Origin of the sequence: Nostoc sp. (genome assembly GCF_036919495.1) — a bacterium.
Taxonomy (GTDB): Bacteria; Cyanobacteriota; Cyanobacteriia; order Cyanobacteriales; family Nostocaceae; genus Nostoc.
This window is the reverse complement of record NZ_JBALBZ010000029.1, coordinates 56155-74809: the sequence shown is the minus strand read 5'-3', so window position 1 is coordinate 74809 and position 18655 is coordinate 56155. Positions and strand designations below refer to the sequence as shown.

The following is an 18655-nucleotide window of genomic DNA, read 5'->3' as shown; positions in this document are numbered from 1 at the left end:
CCTGGCTTCTCCTTATAGTTGAGCTTTGAGGCAATTATCTGCGCTGATAGCAATTATTACCCGTAAAATTTACTTTTTGATAATTATTTCCTAAGTTTTGAACTATAGCATTTCAAAAAAATGTACCAATTAACCCAATGCAAAAACGCCCCCCCTTTCGGGAGAGCGTCTTTTACTTATAGAGTAGATAAGCCTGAATAGCGTATCTCAGATTAGATTAACCGTTGATAGCAGGAGCGCTCATTGCCACAGGAGCAACATCACCAGCAGCCAAATCTAAGGGGAAGTTGTGAGCGTTACGCTCGTGCATTACTTCCATACCCAGGTTAGCCCGGTTGATTACATCCGCCCAAGTGCTGATGACGCGACCGCTTGAATCAATGATTGATTGGTTGAAGTTGAAACCGTTCAAGTTGAACGCCATTGTGCTTACACCCAAGGCGGTGAACCAGATGCCGATTACAGGCCATGCTGCTAAGAAGAAGTGCAGTGAACGGCTGTTGTTGAAAGAAGCGTATTGGAAGATTAGACGACCGAAGTAGCCGTGGGCTGCAACGATGTTGTAGGTTTCTTCTTCTTGACCGAATTTGTAACCGTAGTTAAGGGACTCGGTTTCGGTGGTTTCACGAACTAGTGAACTGGTTACAAGAGAACCGTGCATTGCAGAGAACAAACTTCCGCCGAATACACCTGCTACACCTAATTGGTGGAAGGGGTGCATCAAGATGTTGTGTTCTGCTTGGAACACGATCATGAAGTTGAAGGTTCCAGAGATACCTAAAGGCATACCGTCAGAGAATGAACCTTGTCCGATTGGGTATACCAAGAATACTGCGGTTGCTGCTGCAACGGGAGCTGAGTACGCAATAGCAATCCAAGGACGCATACCTAAGCGGTAAGATAGTTCCCATTCCCGACCCAGGTAGCAGAATACGCCGATCAAGAAGTGGAATATTACCAATTGGTAAGGGCCACCGTTGTAGAGCCACTCATCAAGAGATGCTGCTTCCCAAATTGGGTAGAAGTGCAAGCCGATGGCGTTGGAGGAAGGTACTACTGCACCAGAGATGATGTTGTTTCCGTAGATTAAGGAACCTGCGACTGGTTCACGGATGCCATCGATGTCTACTGGAGGTGCGGCGATGAAGGCGATTACGAAGCAAGCGGTTGCGGCTAGCAGGGTGGGGATCATTACTACGCCGAACCAACCGATGTAAATACGGTTGTTGGTGCTGGTGATCCACTCACAGAATCTATCCCATACGTTGGCGCTTGAGCGCTGTTGTAAGGTTGCTGTCATGGTTTTATAAGTGCGGTTAGTTGTTTTATAATCAGGCGGTTTTGTCTTTGCCTGTGGAACTACTTTACAATGCTTTACAAAATTTAATCAAGTTTTATTACTTCAGTAAACCTGATATACGTTATTAGCTTTACTTATTTAAAGGTAAGCAACGAGGTTAGGATACGCCGGAGCTACCTTTTATATGACATCACAACTGTATATACATCTGTAAAAATTGTTATTCTATTTTGGTTATATTGCCTACTGGACTGGGAATAATAGCTTTGTAGATTACCGCTATTCCAAAAAAATTAACCCTCGGCTTACCACTGGGGGCTTTTTTTGTTTGGCAAAATGGCATATCTCTAAATTAGACGATTGCTATGGTGTTTAAGTAGGATACATTCCATGCGAAAAGTACTGACTTGCATTACCCCTGGCTAACTACCAGGGGTTTTTATTAGAAGTTCTACTGAGATATTGCACCATTCTGAATAACTGTAAAGTTAACAATTTGATATGAGTAGTGATTCTAGAATTCACTGCTTTTCCAAATTAATAAGAGATAGTGATTTTAATTCAACTAGGGAAGTGTCAAGATAGGTTTATATCAAAGTGAAAAAATCAAGTGCAACTAATTAACAATGACAGAAGCTAAAAACGTAATCGGTGGAAACCTAGAAGCCTGCTGCACTTCTCCGATGACTGGGTTTTACCGCGACGGTTTTTGTCGCACAGGTGGTCAGGATTTCGGATCGCATGTCGTATGCGCTGAAGTGACATCAGAATTCCTGGAGTTCACCAAATCCCACGGGAACGATTTAAGTACACCTATTCCTGATTCTAATTTTCCTGGGCTGAAGCCTGGCGATCGCTGGTGTTTGTGCGCTTCTCGCTGGCAAGAAGCTCTTGATGCTGGCGTTGCTCCACCCGTTATCTTGTCTGCAACCCATGCTAGAGCTTTGGAAATGGTTTCCTTAGACGAATTGAAAAAACATGCCCGAACTTCGTCTTGATTTGAAATTGGGCATTGAAAAGAGGCAGAGGGGCGGAGGGCAGAGGGGAAAATTCTTCTCCCCTGCTCCCCACTTCCAAATCAACCCACTGGAACTTCCACAGATAGCTTTAATACATCGGCAACCATAGCAATCAATTTAGTGGGGTCTATTGGCTTAGATAAATGCTGCTGAAACCCTGCTGAAAGCGCTTCTAGACGGTCTTCCTCTCGCGTATATGCTGTTAAAGCGATCGCTGGGATACGTCCGCCTTTTTCTGGTTCCAAAGAGCGCAGTTTGCGAATCAGCGTGTAACCATCTTGCCCTGACATGCCGATGTCGCTAATCAGGATATCTGGTTTTGCTTGTTCAAGTACTGCCAACGCTTCATCAACTGATGCTACCGCAGTGGCAAATGCCCCATATTCCTCAAACATAAAACTGAGAAAGTTACGGGTATCTGCTTCATCATCTACAACTAAAACTCTTAATCCAGCAAGAGGCGTTGATGCCACAGAGGAAAAAATTTCTCCTGTGGCTTCTCTACTGACCCTGCTAGCCCTATTGTCTTGTAGCAGTGGTAATTTCACAGTAAAGGTTGCTCCTTCTCCTGTGCCTGGACTTTCGGCAAAGATTTTACCTTTGTGCAGTTCTACTAGATGACGGACGATCGCTAGTCCTAGTCCTAATCCATTGTGCGATCGCGTTGTGGTGCTGTCTGCTTGCCGGAAACGCTCAAATACTTTGGGCAAAAACTCGGAACTGATACCAATGCCCGTATCAATAACTTGAATTTGGGCGTATTTGTAAGTTGTTTCTTGTTCTTCACCATAGACTACTGACAAATTCACATCTACCCTGCCACCTTTAGGAGTAAACTTAATGGCATTAGTTAGTAAGTTCCAAACAACTTGCTGTAACCGGGCTGGATCGCCATAAACTGACCCGACCGAAGTATCCAAAACAGTATTTAACTTAATCTCTTTTGGTTCTGCTAGGGGACGCACTGCCTCTAAGGCTGCCTCCGTTACCGTGAGCAGATTCACCGCAGATACATTTAACCGCAACTGACCACGGATAATCCGGGATACATCTAAAATATCCTCAATTAGTTGCATCTGAGATATTGCGTTGCGTTCAATCGCCTCTAGGGCGCGGGAAGTGGCTTTTTCGTCAAGTTTCTTAGAGCGGAGGATTTTTGACCAGCCCAGCATTGAGGTTAAGGGTGTGCGGAGTTCGTGGGAGAGAACAGCGAGAAACTCATCTTTCATCCGATTTGCTGCTTCTGCTTCGGCTCTTGCTGTCTGTTCTCGAATCACTTGAGCGCGGACTTCTTCTGCTTGTTTGCGTTCAGTAATATCTTCGAGAGTGCCTACATATCCCAGCAATTCTCCTTGACCAGAAAGCATAGGCGATGAGCGAACTTGAACCCAACGGACGATGCCATGAGCAGTTTGAAAGCGAAACTCTTCAGAGTAATCACGACCTTCACGAATGTAGTTAGACCAAGTGGCAACTGCTCTTTCTCTATCTTCTGGGTGAACAGATTCTAGCCATTTTTTTTGTAAACTCTCTGCGGCTTTCAAGCCACAAATTATTTGATAGCGAGGATTAGTATATCTACATCCTCCTTCAGTATCAATTTCAAAAATGCCAACGGGTGAACAAGTACTCAGCGATCGCAATCGTTCTTCACTTTGCCTGAGTTCGGCATTGACAGCTACTAGCTGCGCTGCTTGTTGCTTGACGGCTTCTGTTTTCTTAAATAGTTCTACGAATACTGTGACTTTGGAAGTCAAAATATTGGGATCTAATGGTTTGAGCAAATAATCAACCGCACCCAAGGCATAGCCTTTAAACAGCATTTGGTCGCTGGTGCTAAAGGCGGTGAGAAAGATAATTGGAGTGTGACGCGATCGCCCCCGATTGCGAATCAAGGTTGCAGTTTCAAAGCCATCCATCCCTGGCATTTGCACATCTAGCAAAATCACTGCAAAGTCTTGATGTAGCAGACACCTCAAAGCTTCTTCCCCAGAAGTAGCTCTCACCAAATTCTCTCCCAGTTTTTCCAGGATTGCTTCTAGTGCTAGCAAATTTTCTAGTTTATCATCCACTAGGAGGATGTTTACTTTGGGTTCCATCTGCATGGGTTTTTTTTCCGTAATTAATGACAAAGCTTAACCATTTGGGAAGCAATGTTTGAAAGTGTTAAAATCCAGTCTACTGCAACAGCAGAAATTGCTGCTTCTGGCATAACATCGCTCTGGGCTGTGGCAGGTTCTTGTACGATAGTAAGTCCTCCACGCGCTTTTATTTTCTTAAGACCTTGCATACCATCTTGGTTTGCTCCTGTCAATATTACACCAATAACTTGCTCATTATAGACATCGGCTGCTGACTCAAATAACACATCGATAGATGGTCTGGCATAAGAAACAGGCTCATCAGTCGAAAGAGCAAAATGCCCTAATTCAACCAATAAGTGATAATCTGCTGGAGCTATGTAGATATGTCCTGGTAGTATTTCGTCTTTGTCTTCCACTTCTCGAATCGGCAACGAAGTATATTCTTGTAATAACTCTTGGAGTGTATTATTAGATTCCTTGTGACGGTGTTGCACGATCGCGATCGGCACTAGAAAGTCTGCTGGTAAGTTACCCAGGAGAATTTTTAAGGCTGATAATCCACCCAAAGAAGTACCAATGACCACAATTTCAAATGCCACTTGTTTTGTCCTCACACCTGTTAGTGTGACTTGATGGCTCATCAAATCCTTTCAGCATTCTCCAGTTCCACCACAGCTACTAACTTACCTTGACTTGGTTTTATACCCACTAACCAAAATTATATATTTTTGTCATTTACATTACAATTAAGGATGTTATCATTGTGAAATACTTTACATAAAAAATATGGGTTTTATGGTTTTTTTGAATTTTATTTAATGCCAGAATCGATACATTATAGAAATATATTTTTGCTAAATTACTAACTTTTAAAAGTTTAATTACTATTGTTTTGACAATTCATAAAAATTTACTTAAGCTAAAAGATAGGTTAAGCAAATTCAACAAATGGCAGCGATTTGGTTTAGCTACATCAAAAATTGCTGTTGCAGATTATTGGCATGAGAAAATTAAGCAGAACAAAAGTCGTTCCATAAAGGCAAGTTTACTAAATTTGTCTACAAAAAGCTAAGACATGATTAAGCGTATTGCACCGCGCACATATTGAACAGATTGCGGTCAATTATGGATAGATACTTGTAGTGGTGTTAGTGAGTATCCATCAATCATTGAAGTTTAACTAGCGATTTTGGATTCAGGTCTTCTGGTTTATATCTCGTCAGGGACGGAATAAATCTAAAATCCAAAATTGGCAATCCAAAATTGATTGACCAAAGTGCCGTAGATATGTCCAGGAGAATACAATGCTTGAGTATTTTACATCATTGAATGACCACAATTTGCCCTATCCAGATACGATTCATCCCATCGTTGTCCACTTCGTAATTGCGATGGTGTTGTTTTCTTTTTTCTGTGACGTAGTTGGCTATTTTACTGGTAAATCCAGTCTTTTTGAGGTGAGTTGGTGGAACATGTTAGTTGCCACGATCGCTATCTTCGTTGCGATTATTTTTGGTCAGTTTGAAGCGGGTTTAGCACAGCCTTACAGCCTAGCTAAATCGGTGCTGAACTTGCATACGCTGATTGGTTGGTCACTTTCGGGAATCATCACCGCAATTACAGCTTGGCGCTATGTAATTCGTGCCCGCAACCCGCAAAAATTACCAATTTATTATTTGGGAGCCGGACTAGTTTTAACTTTGATAGTTGGCTTGCAGGTATATCTCGGAGATGAACTTGTTTGGGTGTATGGATTGCATACAGTGCCAGTTGTGGAAGCAGTAAAGGATGGTCTGTTGCGATGAACTCAGAATTAATTGACCAATTGAGCGGCTCTTTAGGCGCAAACGGATTACCTTACACAATTCCCATTCATCCCAACTTAGTCCATCTGACAATAGGTTTGTTCATCATTGGGATGACCTTTGATATTGTTGGTGTTCTGTTCCCCTTTGAAAAATGGGTTTTCAAATTTTTAGCAATTACTGTGGAACGTGACAACTTATTTAATGTTGGCTGGTACAACATGCTAGCTGCCAGCATCATCACATTTTTCACAGTAGCAGCAGGCTTTTATGAAATGCTGTTGGCAACACCACCAGCTGATATGAAAAGTGCCTGGGGATTGCAGGCAATGGAAACTATGCTTTGGCATGGTGTGGGTGGTGTGTTCTTATTAGCGCTGATTGTTGTCCTGACCATCTGGAGAGCATGGCAGCGCTTCGTTTGGGCCAAACAAGAATATAAACAGACAGATAGAGAAGTGCAATGGATCTATCTGTTGGCAGGCATAGGAATCATGTTCATTCTGTACGTCCACGGAACACTAGGGGCGCAAATGGCTGCTGAATTTGGCGTACACAATACAGCAGATAATTTGCTGCGATCGCACCAAGACCTCAACACAATACTCAAATAGTCATTTGTCAATTGTCCTTTGTCATTTGTTTAAAGTTACTAATGACCAACGACTAATGACCAATGACCAATGACTAATGACCAATGACCAATGATTAATGACCAATGACCATGAAAATCCAGAAGATTTTAAATATTTTGACGCTGCTGACAGGCGCGATCGCAGTGACTGTTACGAGTCTCTGGATCGGGAAGCAGGCTTACTCCTGGCTTCCCCCCCAAGCAGCAGCCGAATCCGTACTAATTGATGATTTGATTAGCTTCTTAGTAACCCTCGGTGCTTTCATCTTCTTGGGAGTAACAAGTACTCTGATGTATTCTGTTATTTTCCATCGGGCAGTCAAAGATGACTTCACTGATGGCCCCCCAATTCATGGCAATGTCACCTTAGAAGTTGTCTGGACAGCAATCCCAATTCTTTTGGTGTTTTGGATTGCGGGTTACAGCTACCAAGTTTACGAACAAATGGGGATTCAAGGCCCATCGGAATTAGTTCACCTGCATAATCCGCTAGTAATGCAATCGGCTCATGCAGAACCAAATGATGTACCAGCAAACGCAATAGCCGAACCTGTAGAAAAAATTGACGTACTAGCTAAACAGTGGGCGTGGGTTTTTCATTATCCTGAAAAAGATATTACCAGTACCGAATTGCATTTACCTAGCGATCGCCGGATACGTTTAGCGCTGAAATCACAAGACGTACTCCACGGCTTTTATATACCTGCATTTCGCCTGAAGCAGGATATTATTCCCAACCATGCGATCGACTTTGAATTTACTCCCATCCGCGCCGGCAAGTACCGATTGACCGATTCTCAATACAGTGGTACATACTTTGCGACGATGCAGGCAAATGTAGTCGTCGAATCTCCTGAAGATTATCAGCAGTGGCTAGCACAAGCTGCAACCCAAAAGCCATCCGTAGCAAAAAATCAGGCAGCTTCTGAGTATGCCCAAACATCCAATCAATCAGTCCAAACTGGTTGGGTTACAGTTCCACCTGCTGCACCTCCTCTAGTCAATTCACCTGGTTGAAAGGAAAGTAATCATGACTAATGTTCCTATTGAAGGTATCCTTCTCCCTGATGAGAAGCATAACCACGAATCTCCAAGTAGTTGGAAAGAATACTTCAGCTTTAGTACCGACCACAAGGTAATTGGTATCCAGTATCTCGTTACCTCATTTTTCTTCTTTCTCGTCGGCGGTATCTTTGCGATGGTGATGCGGGGAGAACTGATGACACCCGAATCAGATTTAGTAGATCGCACCGTCTACAACGGGATGTTCACCATGCACGGCACTATAATGCTGTTTTTGTGGACATTTCCCTCACTGGTTGGTTTTGCTAACTATTTAGTGCCACTGATGATTGGGGCGCGAGATATGGCATTTCCCCGCCTCAACGCCGTCGCCTTTTGGATGGTGCCAGTAGTCGGAATTCTCATGATGGGTAGCTTCTTTGTACCTGGTGGCCCAGCCCAAGCCGGTTGGTGGTCTTACCCGCCAGTTAGTCTCCAGAATCCCACAGGTAACTTGATTAATGGTCAAGTTCTCTGGCTCTTAGCGGTGGCAATATCCGGCGTATCCTCAATTATGGGGGCGGTCAACTTTGTCACCACAATCGTGAAGATGCGGGCCCCAGGAATGGGCTTTTTTCGGATGCCCTTGTTTGTCTGGGGAGTGTTTAGCGCCCAGATTATCCAACTATTCGGATTACCTGCACTAACAGCAGGCGCGGTAATGTTGCTACTCGACCTCACAGTTGGCACAAGCTTTTTTGACCCAGCCAAGGGTGGGAATCCAGTCATGTTCCAGCATTACTTCTGGTTCTACTCCCACCCCGCCGTTTACGTGATCATTCTGCCTGTCTTTGCGATTTTCTCAGAAATCTTTCCAGTTTATTCACGTAAACCCATATTTGGTTACAAAGTAGTCGCTATTTCATCCATCTTGATTGCAGGTGTGAGCGGCATTGTTTGGGTACACCACATGTACGTTAGTGGTACATCAGGCTTGATGCGGTTGATTTTCATGCTGACGACAATGTGCGTGTCTGTACCCACAGGAATTAAAGTATTTGCCTGGGTAGCGACTATTTGGGGCGGTAAACTGCGGCTCAATACCCCCATGCTGTTTGCCTTGGGTGGATTAATTATGTTTGTCTTCGCCGGCATCACAGGCATCATGCTTTCCTCCGTGCCGGTTGATGTCCACGTTAACAATACCTACTTTGTGGTGGGACACTTCCACTACGTCCTCTACGGCACCGTGACGATGGGCTTATTTGCAGCCATCTATCACTGGTTCCCCAAAATGACTGGGCGGATGTACTCCGAAAGCTGGGGTAAAATCCACTTCTGGTTAGCCTTCATCGGCACCAACCTCAACTTTTTGCCCATGCACCCCTTAGGATTGCAAGGAATGCTACGCCGAGTCGCTTCCTACGCCCCAGAGTATCAATTCTGGAATATCATCGCTAGCTTGGGCGGATTCCTCTTAGGAATGTCCACCTTGCCCTTCATATTCAACATGGTGATTTCTTGGATGCAAGGCGAGAAAGCACCCGCTAACCCTTGGCGGGCAATCGGACTAGAGTGGTTAGTTTCTTCACCTCCCCCAGTAGAAAACTTTGAAGAAATCCCCATCATCATCTCCGAACCCTATGGCTACGGCAAATCTGAACCCTTAACATCCAACCTCCCAGAATAAACACAAACTATCGGGAAGACGCAAAAACCCTCCGCGTCCCTCTGCGCTTCCCTTTGTGTTCCTCTGCGTTTCAAATTCCCCTCAAACTAACAGCAAAATGGACACTTATATCAATCCCCACGAATTACATCACACAGCCACAGAACATACCCACGACGAAGAAGGCAACAAGATGTTTGGCTTCATTGTCTTCCTACTGTCTGAAAGCGTTATTTTCTTGAGTTTTTTCGCCGGATATGCCATCTACAAAACAACAACCCCTAACTGGCTACCAGCTGGTGTTTCTGGGTTAGAAGTAAAAGAACCGACAATCAACACAATAATTCTTGTCGCCAGTAGCTTTGTAATTTACTTAGCAGAACGCGCCCTTCAACGCCATGACTTAGTAAAATTTCGCCTATTTCTCTTGACAACAATGGCGATGGGAACTTACTTTTTGGTTGGGCAAGCGATTGAATGGAACGGCCTCGATTTTGGCTTCACCACAGGGGTATTTGGCGGGACGTTTTACCTGCTAACAGGCTTCCACGGTTTGCACGTTTTTACTGGCATTCTATTGCAGTCGATTATTTTGGTACGTTCTTTTATCCCTGGCAACTACGACACAGGCCACTTCGGCGTGAACGCGACTTCGTTGTTCTGGCACTTCGTCGATGTTATCTGGATTATTTTGTTTATCCTAATCTACGTTTGGCAGTAAATGAGAATGAGGGAGAAATTACTCCCTCTACTTATTTCTCTTTATACCAATTCAATTAATGATTGCAACACATCCTTGGGTAAAGACGCGATGAATCGCGTCTCTACAAAAAATGGTCTATTTGTCGCATTGTTTTGTCAAATTGGTATTAAACTAAATAACTCGTATTTGGCACGATCGCAAATAAGGCATACTCATACCAAGCAGTCCAAATGAAACTGCGAATCCATCGCTGGCGCTTTTCGGGACTCAATTCATATTCAAACGCGCCACTAGATACATCAATGGAAGATAGGTGAGAGTTACAACCACAACCGTGTTGATAAGTAAAACCGTATTTGGAAGCAATGCTTTGCACCTTCATTTGAATCGCAAACACCTTACCTGCATGGAGTATGGCATCCCAAGCCCGTTTGTGTTCAATATCGCGCTGATCAAATCTTAAGGCGCGTTCTTCAAAAACATGATCGCGGTAAATTGGTGCTAGATGCACATGATAGAAGCTGGCTGGTAGTTTATAACCAAACTCGTTGAATAAATCTATACCAATGCGAGCGACTTTTACTTCATTAGCATACTCTGTCCCCTTTGACTGTACATCACGGAGAATTTCTGCAAAGTTTGGATAGCTGTCTTTGAGAAAGTCTTGCCCAAAAAATTCTAGGGTTTCCCATGCTAGTTGTGTAAATAGCTGGGAGAATGAGGGTATCAAGTGAGCTAGTTGGGGGCGATCGCTAAATAAGTCAACATCACCATGCTCTAATTTATATAAGAACAACTGTGCCATCTCAATATAGCTCTGGGGATGGGAAAGTCCGACACTCGTGGTTCCTCTAGCAATGTCTTGCCATATAGAAGGCAGTTGAGAAACGTGAACCGCATTTTCTCCAGCAATGACTGCAACAGGAGGACATTCGAGAAGCTGCATCGACAATCTCCTTTAAGACTTTAATGTGTAATTTACCTTAAGCGATCGCTGTATCTATCTTCTGAACACAATTAAAAATGTTTGACAGACTGTCTTTTGACAGCGACCGTAACTTTACTTATAATATTTTTTCTGGTCAATACTTAGTGCTAATTAGAATACACTTTTAGTTATATTCTCTCTATCTTTACGGTTAAATCCACCTAAATCACGTTCATCTGGTAGTTCAAATGGTCTAGATTTTAACCACCAGCTATTTTCTTATATAGTTTTTCCCCTTTGACTATTTCTTCATAGTACCGTTCATAAGGGGTGAACCTGATAGATTCTTGCCTTCCTAAACCCAAAATACCAAAGGTGCAAAGGCTATTATAAAACAGTTCGTGTACCCGCTTTTGAAGTACCTGATTGAAATATATCAGGACATTACGACAAAGAATAACATTAAACTCATTAAAAGAGCTATCAGTTGCTAAATTATGTTGGGCGAAAACAACGTTTTCTCTTAAAGATGCTCTAAATATAGCGTTATCATAAGCTGCTGTATAATATTCAGAGAAAGACTTTTTACCGCCTGCTTTCAAATAAAGTTGGGTATATTCTTGCATCAGTTTCAAGGAAAAAATCCCACTTTTGGCATTTTGTAATACCTTCTCGTTCGTATCAGTTGCATATATGCGGCAACGATGGTAAAGCCCTTCTTCTTGTAGTAATATTGCCATTGAGTAGACTTCTTCACCAGTGGAGCATCCGGCGTGCCAGATGCGAATAAACGGGTAGGTTTGCAAAAAGGGGATAACTTGATTTCTGAAGGCGTGATAAAAGCTAGGATCGCGAAACATTGATGTGACATTCACCGTCAGAGCAAGCAAAAATCTTTCTAAATAGGCACGGTTGTGGAGTAACCTTTCTTGCAATGCAGAAACATTTGCTAACCCCTCTAATTCCATAAAGCCCTGAATTCGGCGCTTGAGTGAGGAAAGAGCATAATTGCGAAAGTCATAACCATAGTATTGATATACACCTTCCAAAAGCAGATGTATTTCTATATCCTCCAAGGTTGGCTTGGGCAAATTCATAGTACGAATTAACATATATGTTGAGCCAGTTTCAGTTCTTTAAATGTGCTGGCAACACAACGAGTTAAGCTGCTTGGAGTTAGCCGAACCAATGTTTCCCAATACACCTGATGGAGAAAAAATTATTCACATTTTATAGTGGTAGGATTTTGATAACCCAACTAAATCTTACGCCAAAAACAGCTTGCTGGGTCTATTAAATTTAATAACATTACTACTTTCACTTTCACCTAGTGGCTGTTATTCCTAAAGCAGCGATCGCTATTATTGAAATCCCAACTAGCCATCTCACCTGATAGCGGAGATTTTTAATCTCTTGGCTTAGATTTTCTCTCTGTGGGATGGGATATGGTTGAAGTTCTGCAACTTCAACAGCTACTTGTTGGGGTTTGTTTTGAGTACTTTCAAAAGTTACCTGCGTATGTAGCCAATTAGTAATTAGTTGAGGACAGTTTTTCTTAAACCAACTTAAAGCCAAAGTTCTAAAAACTGGTTTGGACATTCGCGCAATTAATTTCATTACCCTGTTTACGGGTTTCACGCGAAGCTTTTGGTTGATCAGATTGACTGAGCCAACATCATATAGACAATCCAGAATTAGTTTAACAGTGGCTTCTTCACTGTTAATCAAGTTTTGTAGTAAAAGCAGAACATCGTGCATACGCTCTGCTTCAATAACTTTTTCTGTCAAGGTTTCTGGAGAATTTACTGAAGGACTTACGGTTGTATTTAGGGCGTTTCGTCTTACTATTGTCATGTTAGTAACATAGCAGTCATAATAATGTAGGTACACCTGTCTACCGAGAGAAAGATTTTTTATCTAGAGAAAGAACCTAAAAGCCAAAACTTTTTCGTGAGACACATGATTATATCGTGTCTGTAAAAAGGCTATTTGTCTAGTTTCTATGAAACTTTTATCCATTTCTGAAATAATCAAACTAGAACTACGAAGTAGAACCTGCTAGATTCAATGAGAGCATCCGTTTTAGAAAAAATATCTTTATCTTTTATTTAGATGTTAATACCTCAATTTGTGCAACAACTCGTTCTAATTCGTCAATGATTACAATGGTTCCAGTCTTTCTGAAGGCATCTACAAGCGCCCGATAATACCAAAGAGTTCCTTCTTTACCCCCGTGAAAACGTTCCCAAAGTGATTCGCCCAAAACGCGATAATCTTTGAGAATAGATTGAGCGTTGTAAAGTTTATCTGCTAATGACACGAGCAGTACTGATGGGGAAGCGATAGGAATATGAGCAATATATGCCTCCTTGCGCTCTCGCCAAGGCGGTTTTGGAGTTGTATCAGCGTCAGTACAACCATCTACAATTGCTGTTACATTATCACCAAAGCGATCGCGAATTTCTTCGCGTGTTGCAGCGCCACCTTGATCTTCGATCGCATCGTGTAAAAGGGCTGCGATCGCTTCATCTTCATTTGCCCCATATTCTAAGGCAATGCTGGCGACACCTAATAAATGGGCAACGTAGGGAACACCTGAACCTTTACGAACTTGGCTGGCGTGCAGTTGGGTGGCGTAGGTAAGAGCTGTGGTAAAGCGTTCTGAGAGCATTGTTTTGAAAGAATAAAACAGCTTGTAGTCAGATATTGCACTGGTGTTAATGTCAATTTTATAACAAACTACTCCAAACACAGAGAACGTAGAGCGGGAAAGGGGTACAGAAATAATTGAATATCAACTTAAAATTGAGATATCTATCAAGCTTGCTATGGCATTATCATGACCAGCGAAAAAATAACGGTGCAGTCTTTGTATACTGTCACTGATGAAGAATTAATGCTGATGAGTTCGCAAAACCGAGAACTGCGGTTTGAACGCAATGCTAATGGAACCTTAGAAACTATGCCCCCAACTGGTGGAATTTCTGGTAATCGAGAAATAAAAGCAGGAGCCTATTTGTTGAATTGGGTAGAAAGTCAGGATTTAGGTGAAGTTTTTAGTTCAAGTACAGGTTTTAGATTAGCAAATACAGCTGTTAGATCGCCTGATGTTGCTTTTGTAGCTAAAGGACGTTTGCCAGAAGGTTGGGATCAAGAAGAAGACAAATTTATTAATTTAGCACCCAACTTTGTGATTGAAATTCGTTCTAAAAACGATAGCTTGACAAAACTCAAAGCCAAGATGGAAGAATATATTAGTAATGGTGTTCAATTAGGATGGTTAATTGATAGTAAAAATCAGCAAGCTTTAGTTTATCGCCGGGATGGTTCAATTACTCAATATCCAGCTACAGCAATATTAAGCGGTGAAGATGTTGTGCCTGGTTTTACCTTGCCTTTAAGAAAATTATTATAATATTGACTAGATTCTATATCAATTCGATACAAGGATACGCCAACCCAAAAATTTGTTTAAAACTACGCTACAAGCTTTATCCTTAAACAGATTTTGGTGTAGCATTAATCAAAACAATTATAACGACTAAATTATTAATATATCATCTTTCTTTTGAGCGATATTTGACGATAAGCTGCTCTACGTCTACGCCTGAAAAGTTCTGAGTAGAAAAGCAAAAATTTTTAGTAGATAAAATTATGTAATTATACTTTTAGATAGACAATATTTAATTCTAAATTACATCGCCAGATAGATAATATTTTGATGATGATTTATTTAGATTAACTCAAGTATATACTATTTATAGGAGTTAGTTTAATAATGCCAGACAGTCCTGGATTGGGAGAGCAGGCGCTAAATAAAGCGGCAGAAATAGGATTATCTAGCCAATTAGATGAAGTAGAAAATTTAGATGTAGACATCAAAACAGACCCTCTGAAACTAGTTCAGGGTGAGGTGGATGCAGTCACAATTGAAGGCGAAGGTTTGGTTATGCAGAAAGACCTCCGCATGGAAGAATTGGAAATGCAAATGAATAATGTTGCCATTAATCCCCTGAGTGTGGCTTTTGGCAAAATTGAACTTACTAAACCTACTGAAGCTAAGGCACAGGTTGTATTAACCGAAGCTGATATCAATCGCGCCTTCAACTCAGAATATGTGCGATCGCAACTACAAAACCAAAAAATCCACGTTAACGGGCAACTCACCACTATTGAACCTCAAAATGTAGACTTTCGACTACCTGGCGATGGTAAAGTGGCTTTAAATGCCAGCATGAAATTAGTAGAAACTGGTGAAAATCAGCAAATTGCTTTTTCCGCAGTCCCCAAGATCAGTGGCAATGGGAAAACTGTGGCTCTGGAGAATGTCGAGTATGGCGAAAGTGAGGAAATCTCGCCAGAGTTGACAAAAGCGTTGATAGATCAAACTAGCGAAATTCTAAATTTGAGTAACTTCGATTTAGATGGAATTAGTCTGCAAGTTAACCAATTAAAAGTAGAAGTAGGCAAACTAACTCTACAAGCTGAAGCTTATGTTGAAAAAATTCCTTCAGCTTAAAAATAAATAGGAAGTTAATAAATTCAGGATACTAAAAATGGAAACTACAGACACAACGCAAACAAGTTCAACACCTTTCCCAAATATTCCACCAGTTATTGAAAGTAACGACAGTGAGTATGTTGATAGCGGCGTACCTAGCACAGTTGCGATCGCAGGACATCCCCTACACCCCCTAAGTGTAATCTTTCCCATCGCCTTTTTAGCCGCTGCCTTGGGAAGTGACGTTGGCTACTGGTTAACTCATGATTTCTTTTGGGCTAGGGCTTCATTATGGTTAATCGGACTCGGATTAGGTCTAGGCTTACTCGCTGCTGCCATCGGTCTGAGCGACTTTATGAAAATTGAACGGGTTCGCAAGCGCACCGCCGGTTGGGTGCATTTGATACTTAACGTTTCTATCCTGGTTTTATCACTCGTCAACTTTCTCCTGCGTTGGGGCGACGCTGAGTCCCGAATAGTACCTTGGGGGCTGTTAATCTCGCTCGTTGTTGGTACACTGACTAGCGCTTCTGGCTGGTTCGGTGCTGAACTCTCCTATCGCCACAAAATCGGTGTAGTAGGCGCTGGTAGCAGAAGATATCCATAATAAAGTAATTCGTAATTAAAATCCGAAATTACGAATTATTAAGAAAGAGTAATGCAGAGGCTAAAATTTTCGTTAGTCTTTAGCCTTGAGAAAATGCTCCAACATCGTAAACAAACAATATTTATTATTCTTTCTCTGCTCATCGTTGTACCGATGGGCTTTTTGTTTAAGTACTACACTGGCCCTACCCATCAGTGGTTTAATGACTACGGAGCAGCGATATTTTACGAAATATTTTGGTGCCTGTTTGCATTTTGGTTTTTCAGAAGTCGGACGGCGATAATCCAAATTCCTATATGGGTTTTTGTCATCACCTGTATACTAGAATTCTTGCAACTTTGGCATCCGCCGCTATTAGAGGAGATTCGCGCCACCTTGATAGGCAAATTGTTACTTGGTACTACCTTTGTTTGGTGGGATTTTCCTCATTATCTATTGGGTTCTGTTTTAGGTTGGTTGTGGCTGCAACAATTACAGAAAATAGGTTATGCAAAAAAAAGTCAAGGTTAAACCTAATTCAAAACAGCAAAAAATTGAAGAACAACCTGATGGCAGTTTGACTGTGTATTTAAAATCGCCCCCAGTCGATGGTAAGGCTAATGAAGAATTAATTAAACTATTAGCAAAGAAATTTGATGTAGCCAAATCTGATATCAGAATAAAATCAGGTTTATCCTCTCGGCAAAAGCTGATAGAAATTGATACAGACTACTAGTAGCTGCTTAATAATAACCTTATTGAAAGAATCTGCCTGCCTGCTGAATGTGAAGCAATGTCCCACCCAATATATCCTCTAGCAAAGCCAAGAAACGAGAGACACAAAAAAAGCAAAATCGAGTATTTTATGCTTGTGTAATACTGATATACCTTGGTTGAGCTTTGACTCTTTCTATCCAAGCTTGGATAGCAGGAAATTGTGTTAAATCGAACCCACCTTCATCAGCTACATGAGTGTACGCGAACAAGGCGATATCAGCAATCGTGTAATGCTCTCCTACAAAAAAGGTGTGAGAACTTAAGTGTTTTTCCATCAGGCTAAGTGCTGCATAACCTAGTTCATGTTTTTGCTTTATAGCTTCACTACATTTTTCAGTTTTACCTAAAATAGAAATCCAAAATCTTAATGTAGCAATAAAAGGTTCATGGCTATACTGTTCAAAACATAACCATTGCAGCACCTGCGCTCGTAAAAAGCGGTCATAGGGTAAAAATTCTGTACCTTCACTTAGATATACCAATATGGCATTTGATTCTGCCAAGTATTTCCCTGGCTCGATTTCAATAATAGGTATCTTTCCATTGGGATTTTTACTTAAAAATTCTGGTGTTCGAGTCTCGCCTTTCAAAATGTTAAGCTCTACCCTCTCAAAAGGCATACCTAGTTGTGTTAATAAAAGACGTATCTTATAACCATTACCAGAAGGTAAAAAATCGTACAGACGCAGTAGTTCCATGCTAAAATGCAGTTAATAATATGTTGAGACTTAGAGGTTTAAAATACAATATCTTACCAAAATATTTTCCCAAAACCGGATGATTTGTTTAAAGATTTAGCTTAGAAGTAGTAAAGAAAATTATCTGAAAAAATAAAAAACATTATTCATTTCTAGATTGAGATATTTAATTTAGTCAGTGGTCGAGAATAAAACTATGTGTGGAAGATTTACTCTAAATCAGTCAGCAGAAGCTTTAGCTCAAGTTTTTCATGTCGAGCCAGTTCTGGATTTTGCAGCCGGATATAACATCGCACCTACGCAAATGGTGGCAACAGTGTTACAAAATCCCGAAAGCGAAAAGCGTGAATTTAAGCAGTTATATTGGGGATTAATTCCGTCATGGGCGAAAGATGCAGGGATAGGGGCAAAGCTGATTAACGCTAGGGCTGAAACTGTTGCCGAAAAACCTTCTTTTCGTTCGGCTTTTAAGCATCGACGCTGTTTAGTGATAGCTGATGGCTTTTATGAGTGGCAACGGCAACAAGGCAAAAAGCAGCCATTTTATTTTCGCCTTCAAGATGGGCAACCTTTCGCTTTTGCAGGTTTGTGGGAGAAATGGCGTTCGCCTGCTAACGAAGAAATAATCTCTTGTACAATTTTGACAACGGCAGCTAACGAATTACTCCAACCTATCCACGAGCGGATGCCAGTGATTCTAGAGCCAAAAGATTACGATTTATGGCTAGATTCCCAAGTGCAAACGCCCCAAACCCTACAACAGCTATTGCGTCCCTATCCAGCGCCAGCAATGACTGCGTATCCAGTTAGCACCTTGGTAAACAACTCTCGGCATAATAGTCCAGAGTGCATCATTCCACTCAGTGAGAAGAATGCCCCCACAAATCAGTTAAATTAGCTATTGAGTGGACTGGGAGATGAGGTAAAATATCAATTCAAAATTCAAAAT

At 41.6% G+C, this 18655-nt stretch carries 20 protein-coding genes; 12 read left to right on the top strand and 8 right to left on the bottom strand.

Features of this window, described 5'->3' with window-relative positions:
* Positions 1-217: 217 nt before the first annotated feature.
* The gene (gene psbA, locus V7K25_RS04020; RefSeq protein WP_335155280.1) at positions 218-1300 is read right to left on the bottom strand and encodes a photosystem II q(b) protein; all 1083 of its coding nucleotides are present in this window, start codon (positions 1298-1300) and stop codon (positions 218-220) included.
* Positions 1301-1926: 626 nt separating this feature from the next.
* Here psbA and V7K25_RS04015 point away from each other — a divergent pair.
* Positions 1927-2298, top strand: coding sequence for a DUF2237 family protein (locus V7K25_RS04015; protein ID WP_335155278.1), 372 nt, complete (start codon positions 1927-1929; stop codon positions 2296-2298).
* A gap of 80 nt (positions 2299-2378) precedes the next feature.
* Here the strand turns inward: V7K25_RS04015 and V7K25_RS04010 are convergent, their stop codons facing one another.
* Positions 2379-4424, bottom strand: a complete 2046-nt coding sequence (locus V7K25_RS04010) for a hybrid sensor histidine kinase/response regulator (protein WP_335155276.1) — start codon at positions 4422-4424, stop codon at positions 2379-2381.
* A gap of 17 nt (positions 4425-4441) precedes the next feature.
* The gene (locus V7K25_RS04005) at positions 4442-5002 is read right to left on the bottom strand and encodes a chemotaxis protein CheB (protein ID WP_335155328.1); all 561 of its coding nucleotides are present in this window, start codon (positions 5000-5002) and stop codon (positions 4442-4444) included.
* Positions 5003-5707: 705 nt separating this feature from the next.
* Here V7K25_RS04005 and V7K25_RS04000 point away from each other — a divergent pair.
* From V7K25_RS04000 to V7K25_RS03980, 5 genes are all read left to right on the top strand, one after another.
* Positions 5708-6208 (top strand): DUF2231 domain-containing protein, encoded by a 501-nt coding sequence (locus tag V7K25_RS04000; RefSeq protein ID WP_190935465.1) that lies wholly within the window; start codon positions 5708-5710, stop codon positions 6206-6208.
* Positions 6205-6822: a DUF2231 domain-containing protein gene (locus V7K25_RS03995; RefSeq protein ID WP_335155274.1), complete on the top strand. Its 618-nt coding sequence runs from the start codon at positions 6205-6207 to the stop codon at positions 6820-6822. Before V7K25_RS04000 ends, V7K25_RS03995 begins: the two co-directional genes overlap by 4 nt.
* A gap of 110 nt (positions 6823-6932) precedes the next feature.
* Positions 6933-7859, top strand: a complete 927-nt coding sequence (locus tag V7K25_RS03990) for a cytochrome c oxidase subunit II (protein ID WP_335155326.1) — start codon at positions 6933-6935, stop codon at positions 7857-7859.
* 13 nt (positions 7860-7872) lie between these two features.
* Entirely contained in the window at positions 7873-9534 is a 1662-nt protein-coding gene (gene ctaD / locus V7K25_RS03985) for a cytochrome c oxidase subunit I (RefSeq protein WP_335155272.1), read from the top strand.
* Between the two features lie 97 nt (positions 9535-9631).
* Positions 9632-10234 carry a cytochrome c oxidase subunit 3 gene (locus V7K25_RS03980; RefSeq protein WP_335155270.1) on the top strand — a complete coding sequence of 201 codons (603 nt, stop codon included), beginning with the start codon at positions 9632-9634 and terminating at the stop codon, positions 10232-10234.
* Positions 10235-10382: 148 nt separating this feature from the next.
* Here the strand turns inward: V7K25_RS03980 and V7K25_RS03975 are convergent, their stop codons facing one another.
* The 4 genes from V7K25_RS03975 to V7K25_RS03960 form a co-directional block, all read right to left on the bottom strand.
* Positions 10383-11162 (bottom strand): hypothetical protein, encoded by a 780-nt coding sequence (locus tag V7K25_RS03975; RefSeq protein ID WP_335155268.1) that lies wholly within the window; start codon positions 11160-11162, stop codon positions 10383-10385.
* Between the two features lie 242 nt (positions 11163-11404).
* Positions 11405-12241 carry a CheR family methyltransferase gene (locus tag V7K25_RS03970; protein WP_335155324.1) on the bottom strand — a complete coding sequence of 279 codons (837 nt, stop codon included), beginning with the start codon at positions 12239-12241 and terminating at the stop codon, positions 11405-11407.
* Positions 12242-12467: 226 nt separating this feature from the next.
* Entirely contained in the window at positions 12468-12998 is a 531-nt protein-coding gene (locus V7K25_RS03965) for a hypothetical protein (RefSeq protein ID WP_335155266.1), read from the bottom strand.
* A gap of 250 nt (positions 12999-13248) precedes the next feature.
* On the bottom strand, positions 13249-13815 hold the full coding sequence (locus tag V7K25_RS03960; RefSeq protein WP_335155264.1) for an HD domain-containing protein: 567 nt from the start codon (positions 13813-13815) through the stop codon (positions 13249-13251).
* 168 nt (positions 13816-13983) lie between these two features.
* Between V7K25_RS03960 and V7K25_RS03955 the strand changes: the two genes are divergently transcribed.
* The 5 genes from V7K25_RS03955 (at position 13984) to V7K25_RS03935 (ending at position 16967) form a co-directional block, all read left to right on the top strand.
* On the top strand, positions 13984-14559 hold the full coding sequence (locus tag V7K25_RS03955; protein WP_335155262.1) for a Uma2 family endonuclease: 576 nt from the start codon (positions 13984-13986) through the stop codon (positions 14557-14559).
* 363 nt (positions 14560-14922) lie between these two features.
* On the top strand, positions 14923-15663 hold the full coding sequence (locus V7K25_RS03950) for an LmeA family phospholipid-binding protein (protein ID WP_335155260.1): 741 nt from the start codon (positions 14923-14925) through the stop codon (positions 15661-15663).
* Positions 15664-15700: 37 nt separating this feature from the next.
* On the top strand, positions 15701-16252 hold the full coding sequence (locus tag V7K25_RS03945) for a DUF2231 domain-containing protein (RefSeq protein WP_335155258.1): 552 nt from the start codon (positions 15701-15703) through the stop codon (positions 16250-16252).
* 93 nt (positions 16253-16345) lie between these two features.
* Positions 16346-16762, top strand: coding sequence for a ribosomal maturation YjgA family protein (locus V7K25_RS03940; RefSeq protein ID WP_335155256.1), 417 nt, complete (start codon positions 16346-16348; stop codon positions 16760-16762).
* Positions 16740-16967, top strand: coding sequence for a DUF167 domain-containing protein (locus V7K25_RS03935; protein WP_109010689.1), 228 nt, complete (start codon positions 16740-16742; stop codon positions 16965-16967). Before V7K25_RS03940 ends, V7K25_RS03935 begins: the two co-directional genes overlap by 23 nt.
* Before the next feature lie 127 nt (positions 16968-17094).
* Here the strand turns inward: V7K25_RS03935 and V7K25_RS03930 are convergent, their stop codons facing one another.
* Complete coding sequence (locus tag V7K25_RS03930) at positions 17095-17706, bottom strand: glutathione S-transferase family protein (protein ID WP_335155254.1); 612 nt, start codon at positions 17704-17706, stop codon at positions 17095-17097.
* A 196-nt stretch (positions 17707-17902) separates the two neighbouring features.
* Between V7K25_RS03930 and V7K25_RS03925 the strand changes: the two genes are divergently transcribed.
* Positions 17903-18604, top strand: a complete 702-nt coding sequence (locus V7K25_RS03925) for an SOS response-associated peptidase (RefSeq protein WP_335155252.1) — start codon at positions 17903-17905, stop codon at positions 18602-18604.
* Positions 18605-18655: the final 51 nt, after the last annotated feature.

Coding starts and splice junctions, on each gene's coding strand:
- psbA (WP_335155280.1), bottom strand. CDS start 1,300: ATGACAGCAACCTTACAACAGCGCTCAAGCGCCAACGTATGGGATAGA.
- V7K25_RS03995 (WP_335155274.1), top strand. CDS start 6,205: ATGAACTCAGAATTAATTGACCAATTGAGCGGCTCTTTAGGCGCAAAC.
- V7K25_RS03945 (WP_335155258.1), top strand. CDS start 15,701: ATGGAAACTACAGACACAACGCAAACAAGTTCAACACCTTTCCCAAAT.
- V7K25_RS04015 (WP_335155278.1), top strand. CDS start 1,927: ATGACAGAAGCTAAAAACGTAATCGGTGGAAACCTAGAAGCCTGCTGC.
- V7K25_RS03975 (WP_335155268.1), bottom strand. CDS start 11,162: ATGCAGCTTCTCGAATGTCCTCCTGTTGCAGTCATTGCTGGAGAAAAT.
- V7K25_RS03970 (WP_335155324.1), bottom strand. CDS start 12,241: ATGAATTTGCCCAAGCCAACCTTGGAGGATATAGAAATACATCTGCTT.
- V7K25_RS03960 (WP_335155264.1), bottom strand. CDS start 13,815: ATGCTCTCAGAACGCTTTACCACAGCTCTTACCTACGCCACCCAACTG.
- V7K25_RS03955 (WP_335155262.1), top strand. CDS start 13,984: ATGACCAGCGAAAAAATAACGGTGCAGTCTTTGTATACTGTCACTGAT.
- V7K25_RS03990 (WP_335155326.1), top strand. CDS start 6,933: ATGAAAATCCAGAAGATTTTAAATATTTTGACGCTGCTGACAGGCGCG.
- V7K25_RS03950 (WP_335155260.1), top strand. CDS start 14,923: ATGCCAGACAGTCCTGGATTGGGAGAGCAGGCGCTAAATAAAGCGGCA.
- V7K25_RS04010 (WP_335155276.1), bottom strand. CDS start 4,424: ATGCAGATGGAACCCAAAGTAAACATCCTCCTAGTGGATGATAAACTA.
- V7K25_RS04000 (WP_190935465.1), top strand. CDS start 5,708: ATGCTTGAGTATTTTACATCATTGAATGACCACAATTTGCCCTATCCA.
- V7K25_RS03930 (WP_335155254.1), bottom strand. CDS start 17,706: ATGGAACTACTGCGTCTGTACGATTTTTTACCTTCTGGTAATGGTTAT.
- V7K25_RS03965 (WP_335155266.1), bottom strand. CDS start 12,998: ATGACAATAGTAAGACGAAACGCCCTAAATACAACCGTAAGTCCTTCA.
- V7K25_RS03980 (WP_335155270.1), top strand. CDS start 9,632: ATGGACACTTATATCAATCCCCACGAATTACATCACACAGCCACAGAA.
- V7K25_RS03935 (WP_109010689.1), top strand. CDS start 16,740: ATGCAAAAAAAAGTCAAGGTTAAACCTAATTCAAAACAGCAAAAAATT.
- ctaD (WP_335155272.1), top strand. CDS start 7,873: ATGACTAATGTTCCTATTGAAGGTATCCTTCTCCCTGATGAGAAGCAT.
- V7K25_RS03925 (WP_335155252.1), top strand. CDS start 17,903: ATGTGTGGAAGATTTACTCTAAATCAGTCAGCAGAAGCTTTAGCTCAA.
- V7K25_RS03940 (WP_335155256.1), top strand. CDS start 16,346: ATGCTCCAACATCGTAAACAAACAATATTTATTATTCTTTCTCTGCTC.